Source organism: Lonsdalea iberica, from assembly GCF_002111585.1.
Taxonomy (GTDB): Bacteria; Pseudomonadota; Gammaproteobacteria; order Enterobacterales; family Enterobacteriaceae; genus Lonsdalea; species Lonsdalea iberica.
Genome location: NZ_LUTP01000008.1, coordinates 25,053 through 50,704 on the forward strand (window position 1 = coordinate 25,053; position 25,652 = coordinate 50,704).

Sequence of the window (25,652 nt, forward strand, 5' to 3'; positions counted from 1 at the left end):
GATAGGAGGGTGACATGGCTGCTATGACTTACCATCTGGATGTCGTGAGTGCGGAACAGGCAATGTTTGCTGGCCTGGTACAGAAAATTCAGGTGACCGGTAGCGAAGGCGAGCTGGGGATCTACCCTGGTCACGCCCCTCTGCTGACGGCCATTAAGCCTGGTATGGTGCGTATTGTTAAGCAACACGGCGATGAAGAGTTCATCTACCTGTCCGGCGGTACCCTTGAGGTACAGCCGAATGCGGTCACCGTGTTGGCTGATACCGCCATCCGTGGGCAGGATCTTGATGAAGCGCGGGCTTTGGAAGCGAAGCGCAAGGCTGAAGAACATATCCGCAGTTCACACGGTGACGTGGATTATGCTCAGGCCTCTGCTGAACTGAGCAAAGCTATTGCTAAACTACGCGTTATCGAGCTGACCAGAAAATCGATGTAACAGATTCAGTCTCCAAAAAGCCGGCCGGTGTTTACCTGCTGGCTTTTTTTATACCCGTGGTCCGGGCGAAGTTTAGGGGGCAAGACTCAAAACCGTCGCTAAATAGACGCCTTTGAGGTTGAATCCGCTAATTCGCCGGCGTTATCACGCAAAATGCGGCCAAGCGGGATTTTTCGCTGAAAAATATGTAGTAATCCGGTGTAATAATAGGGTTAACTTTCATTCGTCCCACTTGGTGGGCACCAATCAGTTTCAGTCAGGATGCCTATGTCGAACAGTGCTATCAGCGTCGTTATTCTTGCCGCCGGCAAGGGAACGCGCATGTATTCCGATCTTCCCAAAGTTCTCCACACGCTGGCCGGTAAGCCGATGGTGCAACACGTGATTGATACCGCCATGAAGGTGGGCGCCGAGCGTGTTCATCTGGTTTATGGTCACGGCGGCGATCGCCTGAAAAAAACGCTGTCCGGCGAAGCGCTGAACTGGGTGTTGCAGGCCGAACAGCTGGGGACGGGGCATGCGATGCAGCAGGCGGCGCCAGCGTTTACCGATGACGAAGATATCTTGATGTTGTACGGCGATGTTCCGCTGATCTCCGAAGCGACGCTGAAGCGTCTGGTGCAAGCGAAACCCGAGGGCGGCATTGGCCTATTGACCGTGAATGTGGGCGATCCTACGGGGTATGGACGCATCGTACGGCGGGACCATGCGGTGGTTGGCATTGTGGAACATAAAGACGCCAGCGAGGCGCAGCGTGAAATCTGCGAAATCAATACCGGCATTCTGGTGGCGGGCGGCCGCGATCTAAAGCGCTGGCTGAGCCAACTGACCAACGACAATGCGCAGGGCGAATTTTATATCACCGATATCATCGCGATGGCAGCTCGGGAAGGTCGTCACGTCGCCGCAGTACACCCAGAACGGCCCAGCGAGGTGGAAGGCGTCAACAATCGTCTTCAACTTGCGCGTCTGGAACGCATTTATCAGCAGGAACAGGCGGAAAAGATGTTGCTGGCAGGTGTCATGTTGCAGGATCCGGCACGCTTCGATCTGCGCGGCGACGTGACATTTGGCCGTGACGTCACCATTGACAGCAATGTCATACTGGAAGGCGACGTCACGTTGGGAAATCGCGTCACGATTGGTGCGGGCTGCGTGATCAAAAACAGCGTCATTGGTGATGATTGTGAAGTCAGTCCATACTCGGTGCTAGAAGACGCCGTGCTGGAAGCGAAGTGCACCATCGGGCCTTTTGCGCGTCTGCGTCCTGGCGCTGAGCTGGCGGAAGGCGCTCACGTCGGCAATTTCGTTGAAATGAAAAAAGCCCGTTTGGGGAAAGGCTCTAAAGCCGGCCACCTGACCTATTTGGGCGATGCGGAGATCGGCGCGAACGTGAATATTGGCGCGGGGACTATCACCTGTAATTATGACGGGGCCAACAAGCATCAAACCCTCATCGGCGATGATGTTTTTGTCGGTTCGGATACCCAGCTGGTGGCGCCGGTTCGCATCGCTAACGGAGCGACGCTTGGCGCTGGCACCACGGTGACTCGCGATGTAGGCGAAAATGAGCTGGTGCTTAGCCGTGTCAAGCAGACAAGCATCGCTGGCTGGCGGAGGCCGGTGAAAAAGAAGTAAACGTTGTGACGGCGGCGGTTGATGTATGCGCCCTCGTCGAACAAAGCATCCCGCCCCTGTAGGGCGGGATGAGCGTTGTCTTGATGAAAGACGGTTTTGTCCTGCATTTTCAGACTGACGAGTGAACAGGCAGGCCAAAACATAATAATTCCCCACTCTACAAGGCTCGGGGAGCCCGGAATAAACCGGATTAATCAGGTCAAAGACTGCATCGGTGACACAATATGTCACCTCTATAGGAATCATTGTATGTGTGGAATTGTAGGCGCAGTCGCGCAACGAGATATTGCTGAAATCCTGCTGGAAGGGTTACGCCGTCTGGAATACCGGGGCTATGATTCGGCCGGTCTGGCGGTAGTCGATAACGAAGGGCACATGACCCGTCTGCGTCGTCTGGGCAAAGTCCAGATGCTGGCCCAGGCGGCGGACGAGCATCCGCTGCACGGCGGCACCGGGATCGCCCATACGCGTTGGGCGACGCATGGCGAACCGTCGGAAACGAATGCACACCCGCATGTGTCTGAAAACATCGTCGTCGTGCATAACGGCATCATCGAAAACTATGAGCCGTTGCGAGAAATGCTGACCTCAAGGGGTTTTCGATTCGTTTCTGAAACGGATACGGAAGTCGTCGCGCATCTGGTGCGTTGGGAACAGAAAGAGAACGGCGGCTCGCTGATTGATATCGTCAAACGCGTCATTCCTCAGCTGCGCGGCGCTTACGGTATGGTGCTGATGGACAGCCGCGATCCCAACGTTCTGGTGGCCGCGCGTTCCGGCAGCCCGCTGGTCATTGGCCGTGGCGTAGGGGAAAACTTCATCGCTTCCGATCAGCTGGCGCTGCTGCCGGTCACGCGTCGCTTTATCTTCCTGGAAGAGGGCGATATCGCCGAAGTTACTCGCCGTACGGTGCGTATTTTCGATCGTCAGGGTGCGGAAGTGACGCGCGAAGAGATCGAATCCAGCGTGCAGTATGATGCCGGAGACAAAGGCGCCTACCGTCACTACATGCAGAAAGAGATTTATGAACAGCCTCTGGCGATCAAAAACACGCTGGAAGGCCGTTTCAGCCACGGCGAGATCGATTTGTCCGAGCTGGGCGCGCACGCCGACGAACTGCTATCGAAAGTCGAGCACCTGCAAATCATCGCCTGTGGGACCTCCTACAACTCCGGGATGGTGTCCCGCTACTGGTTCGAGTCGCTGGCCGGTATTCCGTGCGATGTCGAAATCGCTTCCGAATTCCGTTACCGAAAGCCTGCGGTGCGGCGTAATAGCATGATGATTACGCTGTCCCAGTCTGGGGAAACCGCCGATACGCTTGCGGCGCTGCGTCTATCCAAGTCGCTGGGCTATCTTGGCTCGCTGGCGATCTGCAACGTAGCCAGTTCATCGCTGGTGCGCGAGTCCGATTTGGCGCTAATGACCAAAGCGGGCACCGAAATCGGCGTGGCGTCGACCAAGGCTTTCACCACTCAGCTGACGGTATTGCTGATGCTGGTGGCGAGAATTGGGCGCTTGCGCGGCATGGAACCTCAGGTCGAGCACGATATCGTGCACGCCCTGCAGGCCTTGCCCGCGCGTCTGGAGCAGATTCTGTCTCAGGACAAGCTGATTGAATCGCTGGCGGAAGGCTTCTCCGACAAGCACCACGCGTTGTTCCTGGGTCGTGGCGACCAATATCCCATCGCGATGGAGGGGGCGCTCAAGCTGAAAGAGATTTCCTACATCCACGCGGAAGCGTACGCTGCCGGTGAATTGAAACACGGCCCGCTGGCTTTAATCGATGCGGATATGCCGGTCGTCGTGGTCGCGCCTAACAATGATTTGCTGGAAAAACTCAAATCCAACATTGAGGAAGTACGCGCCCGAGGCGGCGAGCTGTATGTCTTTGCGGATGAAGAAGCAGGATTCACCTCGGACAGCGATATGATGAAAATCATTCCTCTGCCGCATGTGGAAGAAGTCATCGCCCCTATCTTTTATACCGTGCCGCTTCAGCTGCTGGCTTATCACGTCGCCTTGATTAAAGGGACGGATGTGGATCAGCCGCGCAATCTGGCTAAATCCGTTACCGTTGAGTAATTAAGCCTGCCTCGTCAGCTAGTGAAACCCTGTTTATCTTCTCTGGCTGACGTTATTTTTCCCCATTACTTTAATTCCGATATAAATTTTTCCGTTCTGCCGCCGATTTATTCCCAACTGACCCGATTGTCTTCTGGCTTTCATTTAGAGGCTGTTTTTTTTAGCGTTTATTCTGCGTTTATATGATAATTTTTGTAAAAGAATTACAATTTTGGGTAAAGTGCGCGCAATGATGCGTGCTATTTTCGGCTTCGCGTCCATGACTGCCGTCTTAACCTAGGCAGATCTAGTGGTGACATTCTTACAGGGATTCTATGAAAAAGTTTCGTATTTTAGCTGCATGTCTGGTGTGTCTTTTTACGTTAGTAGGGTGTTCTTCCCGAAGCGCCTATATCATGAATGTGAATCAATCCATCACAGCCCAATACAGCATTGAACAGGTGAAAACAGCCATTATTCAGGCAGGGCAGCAACGTGAGTGGGTCATGACGCCGGTCTCTCCTGGCGTGATCAATGGTCATATCAACCAGCGCGGCCATGTCGCGGATATCCGCATTAACTACTCGACCAGCAGTTATTCCATCAACTACGTCAACAGCCAGAATCTCAGGGCTGCCAATGGTAAAATTCATCGTAATTACAACCGCTGGATAAACAATTTGGATCGTGAAATTCAATTGTGCCTGTCAGCGCAGCATATTAAATAACAATGAGGGCTGAATATTTATCATTCAGCCTTTTGCTTTCTTTTTATTTTTCATGGGAATGCGGTGTCTCACGGAAGCGGCAAGGATAATATCAATGCCTTAGTGGCGATTACCGCAGCCGGCGGTCAATTTGCGAGATTATGGCATTTTGTCGTTTCTGGACGAATGCGGACAGACCGGAGCCCCATTGAATGACATTATTTCCGCCGTCGATTTAACTCGTTATGCTGTGGGAATTTTGTTGGATGCGGGATTAAGCGGTCGTCTTATTTACCTGAAAAATGGACATTATATTCTGAGTGAAACCGGTTATTTCCTCCTTCACAATCGTATGACGCGAGTGAACATGGCTTTCACCCAAGACGTTTGTTTCCTAGGCATGTTCTATTTCGATAAAGCCTTATCAGAAAAGAAATCGGCGGGATTACGCGTTTTTGGCGATTGGCCGACGATCTATCCGGCTTTGGGCGTGTTACCGATTAAGGCGCGGAAAGGTTGGTCGGATTTCGATCATTTTATTCAGATGCGGCATTTCAGGCTGCATTGCCCTACGTGATTCAGTAGGGGCTCCGGCGGTTGTATAACGTGGGTGGCGATACCGGTGAATGGACGATGTTGTGCCATGACGACGCCCCAGGCGTCCACGTGTCGTTGGTAGATTTTCCGGAGCAGATTGTGTGGATCTTAAGCAAGATCGTGCGGAGTATGTAGCCGGAAGCCGGGATGTGCATTCTGGAAATATTCTGAGATCGGCAGAAATGAAAAGTGGCCACATTCAGCCCCAATATGTCGTCGCTTTGTTTTACCTGTCTTGCCAGCGGTAATAGCCGTTTATATGCCGCGAAGCGCTTGATACGGTTGGTGGCTCAGGCGGCGCTGGACGTGGAGCAGCAGGTCGATAACATCGGCGTGGGACATACGCTATTGTTCTGTAACAATCTGATTTATCAATTAATTAATGTCAGTGAAAGCCGGTAATCGTGACACGAATAGAAGAAAATTAAGTATGAATTTTGCTTTTACACTCCTTGACTGGCAGGCGAGAGCGCCGGGCTTAAATGATCTTACCGACTGGCAGCGCTGGGCGAAAACGTCCTGTGCCATCGATTCTGAGCAACCCGTGGGCAAGTGCCGCCATCTGCCGATGATGACGGCGAGACGTCTCAATAGCGGTAGCCGACTCTCTGTCGACTGCGGATTGTCTCTGTTACAACAGCATGGCGGCGACGCCGTCGTATTTACCAGCCGTCACGGCGAATTGGAGCGTAACCTGCGCATCCTGTTGGCGCTGTCACAGCACGAAAGCCTGTCTCCTACCGACTTCACGATGTCTGTGCATAACTCCGCGGTGGGCAGTCTGACAATCGCCGCCCGATCATCCTTAGTGTCAACGTCGATTGCGGCAGGGCTGGACTCCTTTCAACAAGGGCTACTGGAAGTCGCCGCGCTGCATCAGGCGGGATATCGCCATGTCGTGCTGGTGGATTTCGATGGCGCGGTGCCTGCCTTTTTCGACGATAAACTGCCGGAACTGGTGCCGCGTTACCCTTATGCAGTTGCATTGCTATTGGCTCCCGGCGATGACTTGACGTGTTCATCCTCTCCTTTGAATGAGGCGGAAGAGCCTGGAACGCCCCAAAGTCTGCAATTTTTGCAGGCAGTATTAGCGCAAAAAAAGGTATTCAACATTGAGGGCGCCAATGTTAGCTGGCAGTGGAAGGCGCGCTATGAGTGATGATGCTATCGCGCCAATGACCCTCTATTCCTGGCTAAACCGTGGCTGGCGGCTGGCGACGACCGGCTTCTGTTTCGGCATGTTCAGCCTGGGCGGACTACTGCTTTCGTTGGTGTGGTTCAACTTACTGCTGCTGATGCCCTGCGGCGCATTACGCCGCCGGCAGCTGGCGCGCCGCAGCATCTCCGCGAGCTTTCGGTTTTTCCTCTGGTGCGTTCGTACGTTGGGCGTGCTGGACTACAAAATAGAAGGGGTGGAAACGCTCAGGAAAGACCGTGGTTGTCTCATTGTCGCCAATCACCCCACGCTGATCGACTACGTCATGCTGGCATCGGTCATGCCTGAGGTGGATTGTCTCGTGAAGGCGGAGTTGCAGAAAAATGTGTTCTTTCGTGGGGTGATACGTTCGGCAGACTACCTGATCAACAGTCAGTCATACACATTGCTGCCGGAGTGCGAACGGCGCTTGAAGCGCGGCGAAGCCATCATGATTTTCCCCGAAGGAACCCGAACCGACCCAGGACGGCCGCTGGTATTGCAACGCGGTGCGGCGAACATCGCCGTTCGCTGTGGTTGCGATCTCCGCATCGTCCATATTCGTAGTACCCAGCAGACGTTGGGTAAACACGACCGCTGGTACCACATTCCCCGCGTAAAACCGTTTTTGACCGTCACGGTTCAGGAGCGTATTCGCAGCCAAGATTTTGTCGGACAGGGCGACGAACCCTCTTTGGCCGCGCGACGCCTGACTCGTTTTTTGCGGGATTCGTTAACGCGTTAATTTCATTATTATTCAAAAAAAACAGGTATGAGTTATGGATAGTATTTTCATTGAAATCAAACAAATGATTATTGATGCACTGAACCTCGAAGAGGTGGGCGTCGATGAGATTGAGAACGATGCGCCGTTATTTGGCGATGGGCTCGGTTTGGATTCTATTGATGCACTTGAACTTGGGCTGGCGGTTAAAAACCGTTATGGCGTCGCGCTTTCCGCAGAAAGTGAAGAGATGCGTCAGCATTTCTTCTCTGTCGCCACTCTGGCTGCGTTCATCAACGCACAGAGTTCCGTGAATTCTGATAATAAAACAATGGGTTAATTATGGATAAGAGCGATATTTATCAGGAAGTCACTGGGTTGCTGGTGAAGCTTTTCGAGCTTGATGCGGACGATATCACCCCTGAATCCCGCTTGTATGAGGATCTGGAGCTGGACAGCATCGATGCTGTGGATATGGTCGTTCACCTGCAAAAACGGATTGGACGGAAAATCTCTCCGGAAACCTTCAAATCTGTACGCACCGTGCAGGACGTCGTTACTGCGGTAGAACATCTCCTTAATGAAGGGCAATAGCGGTTCACCGCCAGGGAAAACCTTCTCCAGATTGACGGCCGGGTTGAGCGCACTGCTGACGCTGAGCTGGCCTTTTCTGGTGTGGTTTAGTGTTACGCATCCCCACCAACGCTGGATCCTGCCGCTGCTGGCCTTGGTTTTTCTACTGCGTTTTTACGCGTTATCCCGAGATAAGCGATTGTTCAGAGAAACCGGGGGCCTGCTGGCGGCCATCGGTGCGATCCTTTGCCTGACGAGCCTGTGGTTGCAGGATACCCAGTGGCTGATGGGGTATCCGGTAGTGGTGAATTTGGTGATGCTGGGGTTATTTGGCGGCTCGCTATACAGCAGCATGCCGCTCGTTGAACGGTTGGCCCGCTTGAAAGAGCCTGACCTCCCCCCTCAGGCCATACGCTATACGCGCAAAGTGACGCAGATGTGGTGTTTGTTTTTTGTGTTTAACGGCAGCGTCGCGGCATGGACCTGTCTGGCGGGCAACATCCGCTGGTGGACCTTATGGAATGGGCTATTGAGTTACGTGTTGATAGGGATAGTGATGGGTGGAGAATGGTTGATTCGTCAACGCCTAAGAAAGAGATAATGAAGAAGATAAAAGTCTCTCCGGTCAGCGACTGGTTATCGCTGGAGAATGGCGCGCAACGCCGTGTGGCCAGCCAAGGCTCACAGGTGTTTACGCTTGCCATGCTGCGTCAGCAGGTGACTTTACTGTGCGAGCAGCTGATGGCCCGCGACGCTCAGCGCTGGGCGCTTTGTTTCGAAGACAGCTACCTGTTTACCGTGGGGTTGCTGGCGTCGTTGCATGCGGGTAAGACACCCATTATTCCCGGCCACTGCCGTTTGTCGGTGCTGCAAGAGCAGATGAGCGAGTTCGATGGTGTACTCACGGATATCGCGCTGCCTTTGGATTGTCCTGTTGTGACCCTCAACGCCGAAGCGCATCCGGCATCGCCCACCCGCGATCTGCCGACGATGCCGGATAATGCCTGCGTGGTTCTGTTCACCTCAGGATCAACCGGCAAACCCCGGCAGGTGGTTAAGCCGATCAGCTGCCTCGATGAGGAGTCGCGTTGGCTGGGGGCGCTGTGGGGCGAGCGTTTGCAAGATTGCCACATCGTCGCCTCCGTTACGCATCAGCACATGTACGGTCTGACATTCTGCATCTGGTTGCCCATGGCATTAGGCCTGAGTTTCGAAAGTCGACAAATCATGTACACCGAACAGCTGGCGGCATTCCCCCGCGAACAGCGCTACGCTTTCATCAGCAGCCCGGCTTTCTTACGGCGTCTGGACTACGCATTGGCGGTGCCTCGCTGTCAGTTGATTGTCTCCGCGGGAGGCGCGCTGCCCTGGGGGGCCGCGCAGAAAGCGGCTCAGGGGTTGGGCCATCCGATTGACGAGATCTACGGTAGTACCGAAACCGGCGTCATGGCATGGTGTTCGCGTGACGGAGAAAAGACCGTCTGGACACCGTTCGACGGCGTGACGCATCAGGCGGATGACGCGGGCGACTGGTGGGTGCGTTCAGCGCTGATTCCACAGCCGGAAGGGATTCGACTGGACGACAAGCTGGCGTTCTCAAGCGACGGGCGGTTTGAACTGTGCGGTCGTCACGATCGTATTTTGAAAGTCGAAGATAAGCGTATTTCTCTCAGTGAAATCGAACGTCGACTGCTGTCACTGCCGGAAATCGAAGATGCGGTAGCGGTACAGATCAAGCGAGGCGATCGTGCATGTATTGGCGTGGTGCTTGTCCTCAAAGCCCCCCATCTGGCCGCCGACCTGCCGAATCTGAAACGTAAATGGCGTCATGAGCTGCATCAGTGGCTGGAGCCGGTCGCGATGCCTCGGTTATGGCGCATCGTCGAGGCCGTTCCCGTCAACACGCAGAGCAAGCGCGCCTGGCCACAAATACAGGAGCTTTTCCATGCTGCCCGTTGAGATTTCCCGGACAACCCATGAGGGCCAGGCGGAGCTGATGCTGCGCACCGATGAGCGTCTGCTTTGGTTCCGCGGCCATTTTCCCGAACAACCGCTGCTTCCCGGCATCGCTCAGCTCGACTGGGCGATGCGCTATGGCGTGGAGATCCTGGCGCCGCAGTGGCGTTTCAGCGCGGTGGAAAGCATCAAATTTCAACGTCCCGTACTCCCGGGCAACACGCTACGTCTTACCCTGAACTGGAAGGAAGACAAACGACAGCTGGCGTTCAGCTACCACATCGTGCGGAAGCAAGGCGACGAACTGCCGGCGAGCAACGGGAAAATCACCTTATGTCTATGAACCGCGATTTCTTACCCTGCGTCGTGATCCCCTGCTATAACCACGGCGGCATGATGCCCGGTGTTCTGGCGCGACTGGCGTCTTTCGATCTGCCTGTTTTTATCGTGGATGACGGCAGCGAGACGGCCACACAACAGCAGTTGGAACGGCTGGCCCGCGAAAACGAGCGCGTGACGCTGGTGCGACTGGCGAGGAATCAGGGTAAAGGCGCTGCGGTCGTCAAAGGGTTTGAAACTGCTGCTGTCGCAGGTTACACGCACGCGTTGCAGGTGGATGCGGACGGACAGCATCAGATAGAGGATATTCCACGTCTGCTGGACGACGCCCGCGCGCACCCTGAGAGCCTGATTTCCGGACGTCCGCGTTATGACGCCTCCGTGCCTAAATCCCGCCTCTATGGCCGATACATCACCCATTTCTGGGTCTGGGTCGAGACGCTTTCCCTCTCGATCAAAGACAGCATGTGCGGATTTCGGGTTTACCCGTTGGCAGCCACTCTGGCGCTGACGTCTCAACGGAAGATAGGCCAACGGATGGATTTCGACACGGAAATCATGGTCCGGCTTTACTGGCAAGGCACCGCCAGCCGTTTCATCGATACGCGCGTCACCTATCCAGACAATGGCATCTCGCATTTTGACGCGCTGAGGGACAACCTCCGTATTTCCTGGATGCACACCCGCCTGTTTTTCGGCATGTTGCCGCGCATACCCTCACTCTTGTTCCGCCGTCGCCGCATACACTGGGCGCGGATCGCCGAACGCAAAGGTCTGCTGGGTATGCGCTTGATGTTGGCCGTCTATCAATGGCTGGGACGGCGAGGTTTTTCCCTGTTGCTGTGGCCCGTCATCGCTTTTTACTGGTTGACTGGAAAGGCGCAGCGGCAGGCGTCTAACCAGTGGCTGGCTCAGGTTCATGACTATGCGGATGATCAGAGAATTGCGCTGCCTCGCCCTTTAAACAGCTATCGCCATTTTCTGCGTTTTGGCTACGCGATGCTGGATAAAATCGCCAGCTGGCGCGGGGAGTTGCACTGGGGCAAGGAGATCGACTTTGCGCCGGGCGCGCTGGACGTCATCCATCAAGGACGGGAGCGGGGACAATTGATCCTGGCCTCCCATCTCGGCGATATCGAAGTGTGTCGTGGTATGGCTCAACAGGTCAGTGGATTGGTGATTAACGCCCTGGTGTTTACCGATAATGCCCAACGTTTCCGGCAGATTCAGGAGAGCATGACGCCGCAGGCGGGCGTGAATCTGATCCCCATTCGCGACATCGGACCGGAAACCGCTATGCTGTTGCAGCAAAAGCTGGATGCGGGCGAGTGGGTAGCGATAGTCGGCGATCGCCTTGCCGTCCATCGTCATCGCGGCGTTCAGCAGCGCGTCGTCTGGAGTGATTTTCTGGGACGTCCCGCCCCCTTCCCGCAGGGGCCGTTTATTCTCGCGGCCGCGCTGCGCTGCTCAGTGTTATTGATGTTTGTCCTTCGTGAACAGAACCAGCTTCGGGTTTATTGCGAGCCCTTCGCCGATCCGATTGTGCTGCCCAGAGGGGCGCGTCAGGAGGCGTTGCAACAGGTTATCGATCGCTATGCCGAGAGGCTGGCGCACTATGCGCTGAAAGCCCCTCTCGACTGGTTTAATTTTTTTGATTTTTGGAGTTTGCCGGACGAGACGTCGGCAGATAGGGAAAAACAATGAGTGCACTGAACGATCCCCGCCTAAGTCACGATGTGGAGATAACGGTTTCATTCCACGATTGCGACCCGATGGGCGTGGTGTGGCATGGCCACTACTTCCGTTTTTTTGAGGTGGCGCGTGAAGCGTTGTTGAACAAATTCAACTACGGCTACCGTGAGATGAAGGCCTCCGGCTATGTCTGGCCGGTCGTGGATACCCGCGTCAAATACCGTTCGCCTCTGTCTTATGAACAGCGTATTCGCGTTCGCGCGACGGTGGAAGAAGTCGAAAACCGGCTGCGGATCGCCTACCAAATTTTTGACATTGAGAGCGGACAACGCACCACCACCGGCTACACCATTCAGGTGGCGGTGGAGGAAGGAAGCCGGACGCTGAGCTTTGTCTCACCCGATATCCTGCTGGAACGACTGGGAGTCACACTGTGAAAATTATCGGTTTTGCCATGATGATGATAGTTAGCCTGACGGCGCAGGCCATGACGCTGGAAGCGCTACAGCAGCGTTTCAGCAGTCAGCCGGTCGTGCGGGCGGAGTTTACCCAGACGCGTGAAATCAAAGGGATGGCGCAACCCCTCAAATCCAGCGGAGAAATGCTGATCGCACAGCAAAAAGGGCTGTGGTGGCATCAGGCCAAGCCTTTCCCGCTGACGCTGGTGCTGGACGAACAACGAATGGTGCAGGTCATGAATGGGCAGGCGCCGCAGATTGTGACCGCGGAGAGCAATCCGCAGATGTTTCAGTTCAACCACCTGCTGCGCGCGCTGTTTCAGGCCGACCGTCAGGTGCTGGAGCAAAACTTTACCTTGGATTTCACCGATCTAGGCGATCAGCGGTGGCGGTTGGTGTTAACGCCGAAAACGTCGCCGCTGGATAAGTTATTTCATGCCATCACCCTCAACGGTCGTGAATATCTGGATCAGATAGAACTTAATGACCGTCAGGGCGATCTCACCCGCATTACCCTCAGTAATCAGCGCCTGACGCCCCGGACATTGAGTGATGACGAACAAAAACGATTCATTTTCTAAGTGGCATCGCCGGGCGGCGTTCGTCTGGGGTGGCTGTTGCGTGGCGCTGTTACTGGCGTTGACGCTCCTGTGGCCGCAGGCCCGCATCAACAGTAGCGTGCTGGCGTTACTGCCCGATAAGGCGATGGGCGATATTCCGCCGGAACTGCAGGCGGGATTCATGCAGCGGCTCGACCGGCAGATGGTCTGGCTGATCGCATCGGGGCAACAGGACGATCCGTCTGCGGCCGCGTGGTGGTTGCAGCAACTGCGAACATGGCCGGAGTTGAAACAGGTCAAAGGCCCTATCGACGCTGAACAGCAGAAGGCGTGGGGCAGGTTTGCCTATGAACATCGCAACGGATTGATCGATAGCGCCACGCGTCAGCGGCTGCAAGCGGGCGGCGGCGCGCAGGCGGACTGGGTGTTGGCTCAGCTTTATTCCGCCTTCTCCGGGGTCAGTGGTCAGGAGTTGGCTCACGATCCGCTGATGCTGGTTCGGGGCTCGCAATTGGCGTTGCAGCAGCAGGCCAGCCAGCTCGGGCTATCGCAGGGATGGCTGAGCGCGCAGGATAAAAACGGTCAGCGCTGGTACTTTTTACATGGCGAGCTGAACGGCGACTCGTTCGATATGGCGCAAGGGCAGCGGTTGGTCGAGAAGCTGACGCGTTTACAGGATGAACTCAAAACCCGCTATCCCGATGCGCAGGTGCTGATGCGGGGCACCGTGCTCTTCAGCCACTATGCCAGCCAGCAGGCGAAGCAGGATGTCTCTACGCTAGGCACGGCGACCATTGTGGGCGTGCTGCTGTTGGTCTTTTCCGTCTTCCGCTCGCCTCGGCCGCTGTTGTTGTGCGCGCTCTCCGTGGCGATTGGCGCGCTGGCCGGAACGGTCTTTACGCTGCTGCTGTTCGGCGAATTGCACCTGATGACGCTGGTGATGAGCGTCAGTATTGTCGGCATTTCGGCCGACTACACGCTGTACTACCTGACCGAGCGCATGGTGCATGGCGGCGCGGTATCGCCGCTGGAGAGTTTACGTAAGGTGCTGCCCAGCTTGCTGCTGGCGCTGGGGACGGCCGTCGTGGCCTATCTGATTATGGTGCTGGCGCCGTTCCCCGGATTGCAGCAACTGGCGGTTTTCGCCGCGACGGGGCTGGCCGCCTCCTGCCTGACGGTTATTTGCTGGTATCCGCGTTTGGTGCGGGGGCTGCCAGTGCGTCCGATTCCCGCGATGGTGCTGCTGGGTCGCTGGCTGGCGGCATGGCGTCGACATCGGGGAGTGCGTTGGGGGGTCCCCTTCGCTCTGCTGATGTTCGCCGTTATCGGCATGTGGCAGCTCAAGATCGACGACGATATCACGCAGTTGCAGTCGATGCCCGCCGCGCTGATGAAGCAGGAGCGACAGGTCACCGCGTTAACCGGTCAGGGCGGGGATCAAACCTGGTTCGTCGTGTACGGCGATAATGCTGAGCAAACGCTACAGCGTCTGGAACAGTTGGCACCCCGGCTTCGAGAGGCTCAACATCAGCGCGAGTTGATGTCCTACCGGTTGCTGCCGCTGGTCTCGCGCTCACAGCAACAGCAGGATGAACGACTTATCGCCGCCGCCGCGCCGACCGTGGTGACGCGACTGCAAGAAGCGGGGGTGAGCGTGTCTGGGCCGGATGTAAAACCGATGCCGGTGACGCCTGAGGTCTGGTTGAACAGCCCGCTGAGCGAGGGCTGGCGGCTGCTCTGGCTGACATTGCCTGACGGCCGCAGCGGTGTTCTGGTACCGGTCAATGGCGTTCGCGACGGCGCGGCGTTGGAGCGTTTGGCTCAGGCGACGACGGGCGTTATCTGGATCGACCGCAAAAGCAGTTTTGATCACCTGTTCGGCTTCTATCGCGTCATGCTGAGCTGGCTGCTGATCGCGGCGGTCGCGGTGATTACGTTGAGCTATGTGATGCGTCTCGGCGTACGCAAGGGCTTGCTGAGCGTGGTGCCGTCGGTCCTGTCTTTGGGCGGCGCGCTCGCGCTGCTGGCGCTGAGCGGCCATGCGCTTAACCTGTTTTCTCTGCTCGCGTTGGTGCTGGTGCTCGGCATTGGCATCAACTACACGCTGTTCTTCAGCAACCCACGCGGCACGCCGATGACCTCGTTGTTGGCCGTGGCGCTGGCGATGTGCACTACGTTGCTGACGCTCGGCATGCTGGTCTTCAGCGGCACGCAGGCCATTAGTAGCTTTGGCATCGTTCTGTGCGGTGGTATTTTTATCGCCTTTTTACTGGCGCCGCTGGCTTTACCGGATTCGAAAGGAAAGAAAAAATAATGTTATTACGCAATATGGTGCTGGTGTTTTTCAGCCTGTTATTGGCCGCCTGCGCCGGTAAATCTCAGGATAACCGCCCTCAGGCTTGGCTCAAACCGGGCGTGAGGGTCACGCTGCCCGCGCCGGCGATAACGCCCGCAGTCAATCAGCAGCAACTGCTGACCAGTACTTATAAGGGAAAACAGCAGTCTTTGATGGTGATGCTGAGCGCGGATGAGCAGCGCCTTTCGCTGGCCGGATTGTCCTCTTTGGGGATTCGTCTTTTTCTCATCACATATGACGCGGCGGGCATCCACACCGAACAGGCCCTCGTTCTGCCCGAAATGCCGCCCGCCAATCAGGTGCTGGCGGACATCATGCTCAGCCACTGGCCTATCGCCGCCTGGCTGCCCCAGCTTCCTGCGGGGTGGTCGTTACAGGATCGCGGCGACGTCAGGCAGCTGCGTGATAATCGCGGCAACTTGATGACGGAAATTCGTTATATGACCAGAAACAACCTGCGCGAGCCGGTCAGCGTTCAGCAGTTCGTCTTCGGTTATAAGATTGCCATTCAACCGTTGGATGGCGAGTCATGATATATATCCATGCCGCAGGCATGTTGAATGCCTTGGGCGACGATAATGACGGTATTGCCCTGAATCTGTCGCGCTCCGTCGCGCCCGGTATGAGTCCCGATCACCGCTGGTTACTGCACGACAAAACCTGCTGGACGGGAAAGGTGATGGCTGAATTACCGGCGATCCCCGATGCGCTGGCGAAGCATAAAACCCGCAATAACCAGCTGCTGCTGGCTGCGTTGCGGCAGATACTTCCGCAGGTTAACGCGGCGATAGCCCGATTTGGGGCGGAACGCGTGGCCGTTGTGATGGGAACCAGTACCTCAGGATTGGATGAGGCGGATTGCTACGTCAGAGACCAGACGAGGGATTATCACTATGCACAGCAGGAGCTGGGCGATCCGTCGCGTTTTCTGGCTTCTTACCTCGGTCTGCACGGACCGGCTTACACCATATCCACCGCTTGCTCCTCTAGCTCGCGTGCGCTCATCAGCGGAAAACGGCTGATCGACGCGGGGCTGGCCGATGTTGCCATCGTCGGCGGGGCAGACACGCTGAGCCGGATGCCGTTAAATGGGTTCGACAGTTTGGAATCGCTCTCCGAAAAACGCTGTACGCCGTTCGGCAAACAGCGTGACGGCATTACCATTGGAGAAGGCGGCGCGCTGATGTTGATAGGTCGGGAACCGGCCGAGATAGCCGTGCTCGGCATTGGCGAGTCGTCGGATGCTTATCATATGTCCGCTCCGCACCCGGAGGGCGAGGGCGCCGAACGGGCGATCCGCATGGCGTTGGACGACGCTGATCTGAATCCGCAAGATTTGGGCTACATCAATCTGCATGGTACGGCGACGAAGCTTAACGATCAGATTGAGTCGCATGTGGTTCACCGCGTGTTTGGTAGCACGGTCCCCAGCAGCTCCACCAAGCATCTGACCGGCCACATGTTAGGGGCGGCGGGGATTGGCGAGGCCGCCTTGTGCTGGCTGCTGCTGACGCGCGGCCTGTCGCTGCCGCCGCAAGATTTTTCGCAGAGCGCGTGGGACGATGAACTCCCACCGTGCGGAGTGCTGACTGAACCGGCGGAATTGGCGCGTCCCGTCATTTTGTCCAACTCTTTCGCCTTTGGCGGCAACAATGCCTGCCTGATTTTGGGGAGGTATGATGGCTGAATATGCTTGCGCAGAGCGTTACCTGCCTCACCAAACGCCGATGGTGATGGTGGAAGAGGTGGTCGCCATACACGACGATAGCGCCCATTGCCGGGTGAGCGTCTCGGCTACCGGCGTGCTGGCGCCTTTTCTGGATGCTGAGGGTAATCTGCCAGCCTGGTTCGGCATTGAGATCATCGCCCAGACCATCGGCGTGTGGTCCGGCTGGCATCAGCGACAGATAAAGGATGTTAAGCCACAGCCCGGCATGCTTTTAGGCGGACGCGGTTATCGTTGTCAGCAGGAATGCTTCCCTGCTGGATCGCAGCTGGATATTCGCGTCAGGCTGCTGATGCGCGATGAGAAGATAGGCAGCTTTGAAGGGGATATCTCGATCGCGGGAGCGTCGTTCGCTTCCGGCAGGCTAAATACTTACCAGCCGGACAAAGCCGAGTTGCAACAATTATTAGAGCAGGAAGAAAACCAATGAGTCGTTCAGTCTTGGTAACAGGCGCCAGCAAAGGGATTGGCCAGGCCATCGCTTTGAGTCTAGCGGCGGACGGATTTACGGTGGCGGTGCATTATCATCGCGATCGGGAAGGTGCCGAGCAGACGCTGCGCCAGATAGTTGAATCGGGCGGTCAGGGTCGCATTATCGGGTTCGATATCGCCGATCGTGAGCAATGCCGCACGGAGATTGAGCAGGATATCGAGCGTCACGGGGCCTATTATGGCGTCGTCAATAACGCGGGGATCACCCGTGACGGTGCTTTTCCCGCGCTCGATGAAGACGCGTGGGACCGTGTCATTCACACAAACCTCGACAGCTTCTACAACGTTATCCACCCCTGCGTCATGCCGATGGTCGGCCTGCGCCAAGGGGGCCGCATCATCACGCTATCGTCCGTCTCCGGTCTGATGGGAAACCGCGGACAGGTCAACTACAGCGCCGCCAAGGCTGGAATTATCGGCGCGACGAAAGCGCTGGCCATCGAACTGGCTAAACGCAAGATCACGGTGAACTGCATCGCGCCGGGGTTGATTGATACCGGCATGATTCAGATGGAGCCCGTTGCGGTGGATGAGGCGATGAAAATGATCCCCATGAAGCGTATGGGGCAAGCCGAAGAGGTCGCCGGACTGGCGAGTTATCTGATGTCGGATATCGCAGCTTATGTGACTCGACAGGTAATTTCGATTAATGGAGGCATGCTGTAATGCGTCGTGTGGTGGTGACGGGAATGGGCGGGGTAACCGCATTTGGCGAATCCTGGGAGAGCGTCGCCCGCGGTTTGCTGTCCGGCCGCAACGCGGTAAGCAAAATGCCGGAATGGCAGGTCTATGACGGCCTGAATACGCTGCTGGGCGCGCCCATAAAGTCGTTCCAGCTGCCTGACCACTATACGCGTAAGCGCATCCGCTCAATGGGCCGGGTGTCGCTATTGGCGACGCGGGCGACGGAGCTGGCGTTGGAACAGGCCGGGCTGCTGGGGAATCCTGTCCTGACCAACGGCGAGACCGGGATAGCCTATGGCTCTTCCACCGGCAGCACCGGGCCGGTCAGCGAGTTCGCCACTATGCTGACGGAGAAACACACCAACAACATCACTGGAACGACGTATGTACAGATGATGCCTCACACTACGGCCGTAAACGCCGGTCTGTTCTTCGGCCTGCGGGGCCGGGTGATCCCGACATCCAGCGCCTGTACGTCCGGCAGTCAGGCCATCGGTTATGCGTGGGAAGCCATCCGGCATGGCTACCAGACCGTCATGGTGGCGGGCGGGGCGGAAGAACTGTGTCCGTCGGAAGCCGCTGTCTTCGATACGCTGTTTGCCACCAGCCAGCGCAACGATGCCCCGGAAACGACCCCGGCGCCGTTCGATGCCGGACGCGATGGTCTGGTGATCGGCGAAGGGGCCGGGACGTTAATTCTGGAAGAACTGGACCATGCCGTGGCGCGCGGTGCGACCATCTATGCAGAACTGGTGGGCTTCTACACCAACTGCGATGCGGCGCATATTACCCAGCCTCAGCGCGAAACCATGCAGTTGTGCATTGAGGGTGCCCTGCGCGTCGCCGGTTTGTCGCCGGAAGATATCGGTTATATCAATGCGCATGGCACGGCGACGGATCGCGGCGATATCGCGGAAAGCCTGGCGACGGCGGCGGTATTTGGTCGAACTACGCCGATCTCCTCGTTGAAAAGCTACTTCGGGCATACGCTGGGAGCCTGCGGTTCGTTGGAGGCCTGGATGTCGATTGAAATGATGCGAGAGGGGTGGTTTGCACCGACGCTGAATTTACGGCAGCCTGCCGAGGCGTGTGGCGAGTTGGACTACATCATGAGTGAACCTCGGCGTATTGAGGTGGATTATGTGCAGTCGAATAATTTTGCGTTCGGCGGCATCAATACCTCGCTGATTTTCCACCGCTGGAAGTAATACGAGCTCTTATTTATCGGATAACCTGTTTCACCCGCGGGTTATCCGATATTGCAACTTAGCCTAATCCTACCCCCTCCCTTCTTATGATCACTTATTCCGCGCCTTTCTATTTCTACGCCCATTAATCGATTAAAAAGGCGTTGAAGCCGTTTTTTTCGATATTTCAGCCAAGCATCTTTTGAATTATTTTATGTTACTCATTAATTTTATAAATGATTGTTGATTTTTTATTGGCGAATAAATATAGCGATCTTATTTTCCTTGATGAGTGACGTTAATTCGTCATCGCTACCGTGAAAGGGGGGTATTTACCGCATGATGATGGGGAGCGGAAATAAACCGACGCTAGGTTTAATTCGGCGTTGATTGCCTGAAGATAGTGAGGAGTAATGCGTGTAAAAAGGCGGAAATTGACGGTGAAATAGCGCGTTCAGCAATACATTCTTGCAAATACCCGGAGTGTCATAAAAATGTCATATTCCGTACATTTTACTGTCATTGAATTGACCTATTTTTTGCTCCAGCAAACTACACTCTGATAATACACGCTCGCTCTGGGTCTACACGTCGATAATATCCCACAGGAGGGATTATGAAACTGATTCGTACCGCTGTTGCCAGTCTTGTTGCAGCAGGTGTTTCTCTGACCGCCGTTTCTGCCTTCGCTGCCGTTAACATCACCGGCGCAGGCGCGACCTTCCCTGCCCCGGTCTATGCCAAATGGGCGGACTCCTACCAGAAAGAAACCGGCAATAAAATTAATTATCAAGGCATTGGTTCTTCCGGCGGGGTGAAGCAGGTGACGGCTAAAACCGTAGACTTCGGCGCATCCGACGCTCCCCTGAAGGATGAGAAGCTGGCTCAGGATCATCTGTTTCAGTTCCCGACCGTCATTGGCGGTATCGTGCTGGCGGTCAACGTTCAAGGCGTGAAGCAGGGCGAACTGACGCTGGACGGCAAAACGCTGGGTGATATCTACCTGGGCACGATCAAAAAATGGAACGATCCGGCTATCGCCAAGCTAAACCCAAATGTGACGCTGCCGAATCAGGATATCGCCGTGGTTCGTCGCGCCGATGGCTCAGGCACGTCGTACGTCTTCACCAGCTACCTGGCGAAAGTGAATGCGCAGTGGAAAGAGAAAGTGGGTTCCGGCAATACGGTGAACTGGCCGACGGGTCTGGGCGGTAAAGGCAACGACGGGATCGCCGCTTTCGTCCAGCGCTTGCCGGGGTCGATCGGTTACGTTGAATACGCTTACGCCAAACAGAATAACCTGGTTTACACCAAGCTGATCTCCGCAGATGGCAAAGCGGTCAGCCCGTCAGGCGCCTCGTTCAGCAACGCGGCGAAAGGCGTGGACTGGAGCAAGTCCTTCGCGCAGGATCTGACGGACCAGAAAGGCGACGATGTGTGGCCAATTACCTCTACTACCTTCATCTTGCTGCAAAAAACCCAGAGCAAACCTGAGATCGGCAAAGAAGTGCTGAAGTTCTTCGACTGGACATACGATAAAGGCGCCGCTCAGGCGGAAGCGCTGGATTACGCGACGCTGCCGAAAGAAGTGGTTGAACAGGTCCGCGCCGCTTGGAAAACCCAGATTAAAGACAGTGAGGGTAAAGCCCTGTACTAATCGTACGTTGTACGATAGAACGTTTCCCATTAGGCAGTTACTGAGAGGTGGATAAACCGGAAACGGCATATCCACCTTTGAACATTTCATTGGGTTATCCCAGTTTATTAGGAAAAGAGTTGTATGGCTGAATATAAGCCAACCATTACTCCCCCAGGAAAACATGGCGACGTGATCTTCGGCGCGGTGGTCCGGTTGGCGGCGCTGTTAACGTTGCTGCTGCTGGGCGGTATCATCGTTTCGCTGATTATTGCGTCGTGGCCTAGTATTCAAACCTTCGGTTTTTCATTCCTGTGGACAAAAGAGTGGGATGCGCCTGCCGGAAAATTCGGCGCTCTGGTGCCGATTTACGGCACTATTGTCACCTCCCTGATCGCGCTCATCATCGCTATTCCCATTAGTTTCGGCATCGCGCTGTTTCTGACGGAGCTGGCTCCCGGCTGGCTGAGGCGTCCGCTGGGCGTCGCCATCGAGCTGCTGGCGGCGATCCCCAGCATTGTGTACGGCATGTGGGGGCTGTTTATTTTTGCGCCGCTGTTCGCACAATATTTTCAACAGCCGGTAGGAAACGTGTTGTCCGCGCTCCCGTTTGTGGGGGCTTTGTTCACCGGTCCTGCCTTCGGCATTGGTATTCTGGCCGCAGGCGTGATTTTGGCCATCATGATCATCCCTTATATCGCTGCCGTGATGCGTGACGTTTTCGAGCAGACGCCGGTGATGATGAAAGAGTCGGCTTACGGCATTGGGTGCACCACCTGGGAAGTGATCTGGCACATCGTGCTGCCATTCACTAAAAACGGGGTCATCGGCGGCGTCATGCTGGGTCTGGGGCGCGCGCTGGGCGAGACCATGGCGGTGACCTTCATTATCGGTAATACCTATCAGCTGGACAGCGTTTCGCTGTTTATGCCCGGCAACAGCATTACCTCCGCGCTGGCCAACGAATTCGCCGAGGCGGATACCGGCCTGCATACCGCTGCGCTGATGGAGCTGGGACTGATTCTATTTATGATTACGTTCATTGTGCTGGCCTGCTCAAAATTCATGATCATGCGTCTGGCGAAAAATGAGGGGGCGAGCTGATGGCGACGATGGGAATCGAACGCAGCGAAGAGGTCGCGCGTCATCGACGAAAAATGCAGTCCTGGCGTCGCCAGAAAAACCGTATCGCGCTGTGCTTGTCCATGTTGACCATGGCGTTCGGGCTGTTCTGGCTGATCTGGATTTTGTTCTCCACCTTCACCCGGGGATTCGACGGCATGTCGATGGCGCTGTTCACTGAAATGACGCCGCCGCCCAATACCCCCGGAGGCGGTCTGGCGAATGCGATCGTCGGCAGCGGGTTGCTCATCTTATGGGCCACGTTGTTCGGCACGCCGCTGGGTATTCTGGCCGGTATCTATCTGGCGGAGTACGGCCGTAAATCGCTGATCGCCGAGGTGATTCGCTTCATTAACGACATTTTGCTGTCGGCGCCTTCGATCGTGGTCGGCCTCTTCGTCTACACGCTGGTCGTGGCGAAGATGGAGCATTTTTCCGGCTGGGCGGGCGTGATTGCGCTGGCCCTATTGCAGGTGCCGATTGTGATCCGAACGACTGAAAACATGCTGAAGCTGGTGCCGGACAGCCTGCGCGAAGCCGCATATGCGCTGGGAACGCCGAAGTGGAAAATGATTTCCGCCATTACCCTCAAAGCCTCGGTATCCGGCATCATCACCGGGATTTTACTGGCGGTGGCGCGTATCGCCGGGGAAACCGCGCCGCTGCTGTTCACCTCGCTGTCGAATCAGTTCTGGAGCACCGATCTGATGAACCCGATAGCCAATTTGCCGGTCACAATCTTCAAGTTCGCCATGAGTCCGTTCAAGGAGTGGCAGGATCTGGCCTGGGCGGGGGTGTTGCTGATTACGCTCTGCGTTCTGTTGCTGAATATTGTCGCGCGCATGCTGTTCGCTAAGAAAAGCGCCTAAAACCCTGTCGAGTGTTGCGAAGCAGCACCACCGCTAGAAGAGAGAAGTCTTGATGAGTATCGTTACTGAGACATCCACCAGCAAAATCCAGGTGCGTGATCTGAATTTTTATTACGGAAAATTTCACGCGCTGAAAAACATTACGCTGGATATCGCACAGAATCAGGTCACTGCGTTCATCGGTCCGTCAGGGTGCGGTAAATCGACGCTGTTGCGCACCTTGAACAAAATGTATCAGCTTTATCCGGAGCAGCGCGCTGAAGGCGAAATCCTGCTGGACGGTAACAACATCCTTACTGATAGCCAGGATATCTCCTTGCTACGCGCCAAAGTGGGCATGGTTTTCCAGAAACCTACGCCGTTCCCAATGTCGATTTACGACAACATCGCCTTCGGCGTTCGTCTGTTCGAGAAGTTGTCTCGCGTTGAGATGGACGAACGTGTGCAATGGGCGCTGACCCAGGCGGCGCTGTGGCAGGAAACGAAAGACAAGCTGCACCAGAGCGGTTATAGCCTGTCCGGCGGTCAGCAGCAGCGTTTATGTATCGCGCGCGGGATCGCTATCCGGCCTGACGTCCTTTTGCTGGATGAACCCTGCTCGGCGCTGGACCCGATCTCGACGGGTCGCATCGAAGAGCTGATCTCTGAATTGAAGAAAGAGTACACCGTGGTGATTGTCACCCATAACATGCAGCAGGCAGCGCGCTGTTCCGATCATACGGCGTTCATGTACCTGGGAGAGCTGATTGAATTCAGCGACACCGATACGCTGTTTACTGCGCCACAGCAGAAACAGACCGAAGACTACATCACCGGTCGCTACGGTTGATCAGGGGAGTTTGATGGAAAACCTCAATCTGAATAAACATATCTCCGGTCAGTTCAATGCCGAACTTGAGCATATCCGCACTCAGGTAATGACGATGGGCGGGCTGGTCGAACAGCAACTGACGGACGCCATTACGGCGATGCATAACCAGGACGAAGATCTGGCCAAGCGCGTCATCGAAGGCGACGCCAAGGTCAATATGATGGAAGTGAGCATTGATGAGGCCTGCGTGCGCATCATTGCCAAACGTCAGCCCACGGCGAGCGATCTGCGTCTGGTCATGGCGATCATCAAGACGATTTCCGAATTGGAGCGCATCGGCGACGTGGCGGACAAAATCTGCAGCACAGCCCTGGAGAAATTCTCACACCAGCATCAGCCGCTGTTGGTTAGCCTGGAGTCGATGGGGCTGCACACGGTGCAGATGTTGCATGACGTGCTGGACGCCTTTGCCCGAATGGATCTGGAAGAAGCGATTCGTATCTACCGGGAAGATCGCAAGGTGGACAAGGAGTACGAGGGCATCGTACGTCAGTTGATGACTTACATGATGGAAGATTCGCGCACTATCCCGAGCGTGCTGACCGCCCTGTTTTGCGCGCGTTCCATCGAGCGAATCGGCGACCGCTGCCAGAACATTTGCGAAATTATTTTCTATTTCGTCAAAGGCCAGGATTTCCGGCATGTCGGTGGCGATGCGCTGGAAAAACTGCTCATCGAAAACAATGCGAAAAAAGACCATTAACGTCTTGATCCTGCATGATCAATTAGCCCCGCACCGCGGGGCTTTTTCTTTTCCTTTCCGGCGAAATCGGGCGCGCGGCGAGATATGTAACATAAGATTATATTATAGTCGTATATGTTATTTCCCTATATTTAGTCGGGTGTTAGCCTATAACCTATTAAAAATGGGGAAGGGATAACACATGAAACATCGCTTTTTGGCGTTAACGCTGGTGGCCGGACTGGCCGCGATTTCAGGGACCGCACAAGCGGATAAATTGGCGGATATTCAGAAGTCCGGCGTGGTGAAAGTCGCCGTTTTCGACAGTAATCCGCCGTTTGGCTATGTGGATCCAGAGAGCAAAAAGCTGGTGGGTTACGATGTCGATATTGCTGAAGCCGTCGGCAAAGCGTTGGGCGTTAAAGTCGAGCTGCGCGCGACCAACCCCGCTAACCGTATCCCTCTGCTGGCGTCGAAAAAAGTCGATCTTATCGCCGCCAATTTCACCATCACCGACGAACGCGCCAAACAGGTGAATTTCAGTATTCCTTACTTCTCCACCGGACAAAAATTCATTGCCCGCAAAGGCGTGTTGAAAAGCCCGGAAGACATCAAAAATCTGCGTATTGGGGCGGATAAAGGCACCGTGCAGGAAATTACGCTGCGCGAGCACTACCCGACGGCGAAAGTGATTTCCTATGATGACACCCCGTTGGCCTTCTCGGCGCTGCGTAACGGCAACGTGCAGGCGATAACGCAGGATGACGCCAAACTGGTTGGTCTGCTGGCGAACGTACCGGCGGCGCAGAAGGCGGAGTTTGAAATCTCTCCGTTCAGCATCACGCGCGAATATCAGGGGGTGGGTATTCCCAAAGGGGAAGAGGCGCTGACGCAAAAGGTCAATGAGGCGCTGTCGGATCTGGAAAATCGCGGTGAGGCAGCGAAAATCTACAACCGTTGGTTCGGGCCGGATACGCTTTCTGCCCAGCCGCGCGGCGACTTTAAATTCGCGCCGTTAGACCAACAACCTAAAAGCTGATATCCCCACAGATGACTGACCCTCTCATTCGCCCTCCGTACCTCGGAG

28 protein-coding genes are annotated in these 25,652 nt (G+C 55.6%); all 28 read left to right on the forward strand.

Features of this window, described 5'->3' with window-relative positions:
- The first annotated feature begins 23 nt into the window (after positions 1 to 23).
- On the forward strand, positions 24 to 437 hold the full coding sequence (locus tag AU511_RS04645; protein ID WP_026738603.1) for a F0F1 ATP synthase subunit epsilon: 414 nt from the start codon (positions 24 to 26) through the stop codon (positions 435 to 437).
- 267 nt (positions 438 to 704) lie between these two features.
- Positions 705 to 2,075 (forward strand): bifunctional UDP-N-acetylglucosamine diphosphorylase/glucosamine-1-phosphate N-acetyltransferase GlmU, encoded by a 1,371-nt coding sequence (gene glmU / locus AU511_RS04650; protein WP_094108928.1) that lies wholly within the window; start codon positions 705 to 707, stop codon positions 2,073 to 2,075.
- 249 nt (positions 2,076 to 2,324) lie between these two features.
- Positions 2,325 to 4,160, forward strand: coding sequence for a glutamine--fructose-6-phosphate transaminase (isomerizing) (glmS, locus tag AU511_RS04655; protein ID WP_094099949.1), 1,836 nt, complete (start codon positions 2,325 to 2,327; stop codon positions 4,158 to 4,160).
- A gap of 314 nt (positions 4,161 to 4,474) precedes the next feature.
- A complete protein-coding gene (locus AU511_RS04660) occupies positions 4,475 to 4,867 on the forward strand; it encodes a hypothetical protein (RefSeq protein ID WP_094108929.1) in 393 nt (130 codons plus the stop codon).
- Positions 4,868 to 5,054: 187 nt separating this feature from the next.
- Entirely contained in the window at positions 5,055 to 5,423 is a 369-nt protein-coding gene (locus AU511_RS17970; protein ID WP_420843434.1) for a hypothetical protein, read from the forward strand.
- Positions 5,424 to 5,632: 209 nt separating this feature from the next.
- Entirely contained in the window at positions 5,633 to 5,845 is a 213-nt protein-coding gene (locus tag AU511_RS17975; protein WP_420843435.1) for a hypothetical protein, read from the forward strand.
- Positions 5,846 to 5,873: 28 nt separating this feature from the next.
- On the forward strand, positions 5,874 to 6,602 hold the full coding sequence (locus tag AU511_RS04670; RefSeq protein ID WP_094108930.1) for a beta-ketoacyl synthase chain length factor: 729 nt from the start codon (positions 5,874 to 5,876) through the stop codon (positions 6,600 to 6,602).
- Positions 6,595 to 7,383, forward strand: coding sequence for a lysophospholipid acyltransferase family protein (locus AU511_RS04675; protein ID WP_094108931.1), 789 nt, complete (start codon positions 6,595 to 6,597; stop codon positions 7,381 to 7,383). Before AU511_RS04670 ends, AU511_RS04675 begins: the two co-directional genes overlap by 8 nt.
- A gap of 34 nt (positions 7,384 to 7,417) precedes the next feature.
- Positions 7,418 to 7,702 (forward strand): phosphopantetheine-binding protein, encoded by a 285-nt coding sequence (locus AU511_RS04680; protein WP_094108932.1) that lies wholly within the window; start codon positions 7,418 to 7,420, stop codon positions 7,700 to 7,702.
- Positions 7,703 to 7,704: 2 nt separating this feature from the next.
- Positions 7,705 to 7,956 carry an acyl carrier protein gene (locus tag AU511_RS04685; protein WP_026743772.1) on the forward strand — a complete coding sequence of 84 codons (252 nt, stop codon included), beginning with the start codon at positions 7,705 to 7,707 and terminating at the stop codon, positions 7,954 to 7,956.
- Complete coding sequence (locus tag AU511_RS04690) at positions 7,943 to 8,536, forward strand: COG4648 family protein (protein WP_094108933.1); 594 nt, start codon at positions 7,943 to 7,945, stop codon at positions 8,534 to 8,536. The genes AU511_RS04685 and AU511_RS04690 overlap by 14 nt, the downstream gene beginning before the upstream one ends.
- Positions 8,536 to 9,894 (forward strand): AMP-binding protein, encoded by a 1,359-nt coding sequence (locus AU511_RS04695; RefSeq protein ID WP_094108934.1) that lies wholly within the window; start codon positions 8,536 to 8,538, stop codon positions 9,892 to 9,894. The genes AU511_RS04690 and AU511_RS04695 overlap by 1 nt, the downstream gene beginning before the upstream one ends.
- A complete protein-coding gene (locus AU511_RS04700; protein WP_094108935.1) occupies positions 9,881 to 10,234 on the forward strand; it encodes an ApeI family dehydratase in 354 nt (117 codons plus the stop codon). Before AU511_RS04695 ends, AU511_RS04700 begins: the two co-directional genes overlap by 14 nt.
- Positions 10,225 to 11,934: a glycosyltransferase family 2 protein gene (locus AU511_RS04705; protein WP_094108936.1), complete on the forward strand. Its 1,710-nt coding sequence runs from the start codon at positions 10,225 to 10,227 to the stop codon at positions 11,932 to 11,934. The genes AU511_RS04700 and AU511_RS04705 overlap by 10 nt, the downstream gene beginning before the upstream one ends.
- Positions 11,931 to 12,359 (forward strand): acyl-CoA thioesterase, encoded by a 429-nt coding sequence (locus AU511_RS04710; protein WP_094108937.1) that lies wholly within the window; start codon positions 11,931 to 11,933, stop codon positions 12,357 to 12,359. Before AU511_RS04705 ends, AU511_RS04710 begins: the two co-directional genes overlap by 4 nt.
- Before the next feature lie 17 nt (positions 12,360 to 12,376).
- Positions 12,377 to 12,961, forward strand: coding sequence for a LolA family protein (locus tag AU511_RS04715; protein ID WP_094108976.1), 585 nt, complete (start codon positions 12,377 to 12,379; stop codon positions 12,959 to 12,961).
- The gene (locus AU511_RS04720; protein ID WP_094108938.1) at positions 12,933 to 15,254 is read left to right on the forward strand and encodes an MMPL family transporter; all 2,322 of its coding nucleotides are present in this window, start codon (positions 12,933 to 12,935) and stop codon (positions 15,252 to 15,254) included. Before AU511_RS04715 ends, AU511_RS04720 begins: the two co-directional genes overlap by 29 nt.
- On the forward strand, positions 15,254 to 15,829 hold the full coding sequence (locus tag AU511_RS04725) for a DUF3261 domain-containing protein (protein WP_205756417.1): 576 nt from the start codon (positions 15,254 to 15,256) through the stop codon (positions 15,827 to 15,829). Before AU511_RS04720 ends, AU511_RS04725 begins: the two co-directional genes overlap by 1 nt.
- Entirely contained in the window at positions 15,826 to 16,983 is a 1,158-nt protein-coding gene (locus tag AU511_RS04730; protein ID WP_094108939.1) for a beta-ketoacyl-[acyl-carrier-protein] synthase family protein, read from the forward strand. The genes AU511_RS04725 and AU511_RS04730 overlap by 4 nt, the downstream gene beginning before the upstream one ends.
- Complete coding sequence (locus AU511_RS04735; protein ID WP_094108940.1) at positions 16,976 to 17,452, forward strand: hotdog family protein; 477 nt, start codon at positions 16,976 to 16,978, stop codon at positions 17,450 to 17,452. The genes AU511_RS04730 and AU511_RS04735 overlap by 8 nt, the downstream gene beginning before the upstream one ends.
- Positions 17,449 to 18,180, forward strand: coding sequence for a 3-ketoacyl-ACP reductase FabG2 (locus AU511_RS04740; protein WP_094108941.1), 732 nt, complete (start codon positions 17,449 to 17,451; stop codon positions 18,178 to 18,180). Before AU511_RS04735 ends, AU511_RS04740 begins: the two co-directional genes overlap by 4 nt.
- The gene (locus tag AU511_RS04745) at positions 18,180 to 19,406 is read left to right on the forward strand and encodes a beta-ketoacyl-ACP synthase (protein WP_094108942.1); all 1,227 of its coding nucleotides are present in this window, start codon (positions 18,180 to 18,182) and stop codon (positions 19,404 to 19,406) included. The genes AU511_RS04740 and AU511_RS04745 overlap by 1 nt, the downstream gene beginning before the upstream one ends.
- Before the next feature lie 595 nt (positions 19,407 to 20,001).
- On the forward strand, positions 20,002 to 21,042 hold the full coding sequence (pstS, locus tag AU511_RS04750; protein WP_094108943.1) for a phosphate ABC transporter substrate-binding protein PstS: 1,041 nt from the start codon (positions 20,002 to 20,004) through the stop codon (positions 21,040 to 21,042).
- 123 nt (positions 21,043 to 21,165) lie between these two features.
- Positions 21,166 to 22,125: a phosphate ABC transporter permease PstC gene (pstC, locus tag AU511_RS04755; protein WP_094108944.1), complete on the forward strand. Its 960-nt coding sequence runs from the start codon at positions 21,166 to 21,168 to the stop codon at positions 22,123 to 22,125.
- Complete coding sequence (gene pstA, locus AU511_RS04760; RefSeq protein ID WP_094108945.1) at positions 22,125 to 23,012, forward strand: phosphate ABC transporter permease PstA; 888 nt, start codon at positions 22,125 to 22,127, stop codon at positions 23,010 to 23,012. The genes pstC and pstA overlap by 1 nt, the downstream gene beginning before the upstream one ends.
- A 52-nt stretch (positions 23,013 to 23,064) precedes the next feature.
- Positions 23,065 to 23,841 (forward strand): phosphate ABC transporter ATP-binding protein PstB, encoded by a 777-nt coding sequence (pstB, locus tag AU511_RS04765; RefSeq protein WP_085650635.1) that lies wholly within the window; start codon positions 23,065 to 23,067, stop codon positions 23,839 to 23,841.
- 13 nt (positions 23,842 to 23,854) lie between these two features.
- On the forward strand, positions 23,855 to 24,586 hold the full coding sequence (phoU, locus tag AU511_RS04770) for a phosphate signaling complex protein PhoU (RefSeq protein ID WP_094108946.1): 732 nt from the start codon (positions 23,855 to 23,857) through the stop codon (positions 24,584 to 24,586).
- Between the two features lie 181 nt (positions 24,587 to 24,767).
- Positions 24,768 to 25,604 carry an ABC transporter substrate-binding protein gene (locus tag AU511_RS04775; RefSeq protein WP_094099953.1) on the forward strand — a complete coding sequence of 279 codons (837 nt, stop codon included), beginning with the start codon at positions 24,768 to 24,770 and terminating at the stop codon, positions 25,602 to 25,604.
- The last annotated feature ends 48 nt before the right edge of the window (positions 25,605 to 25,652 follow it).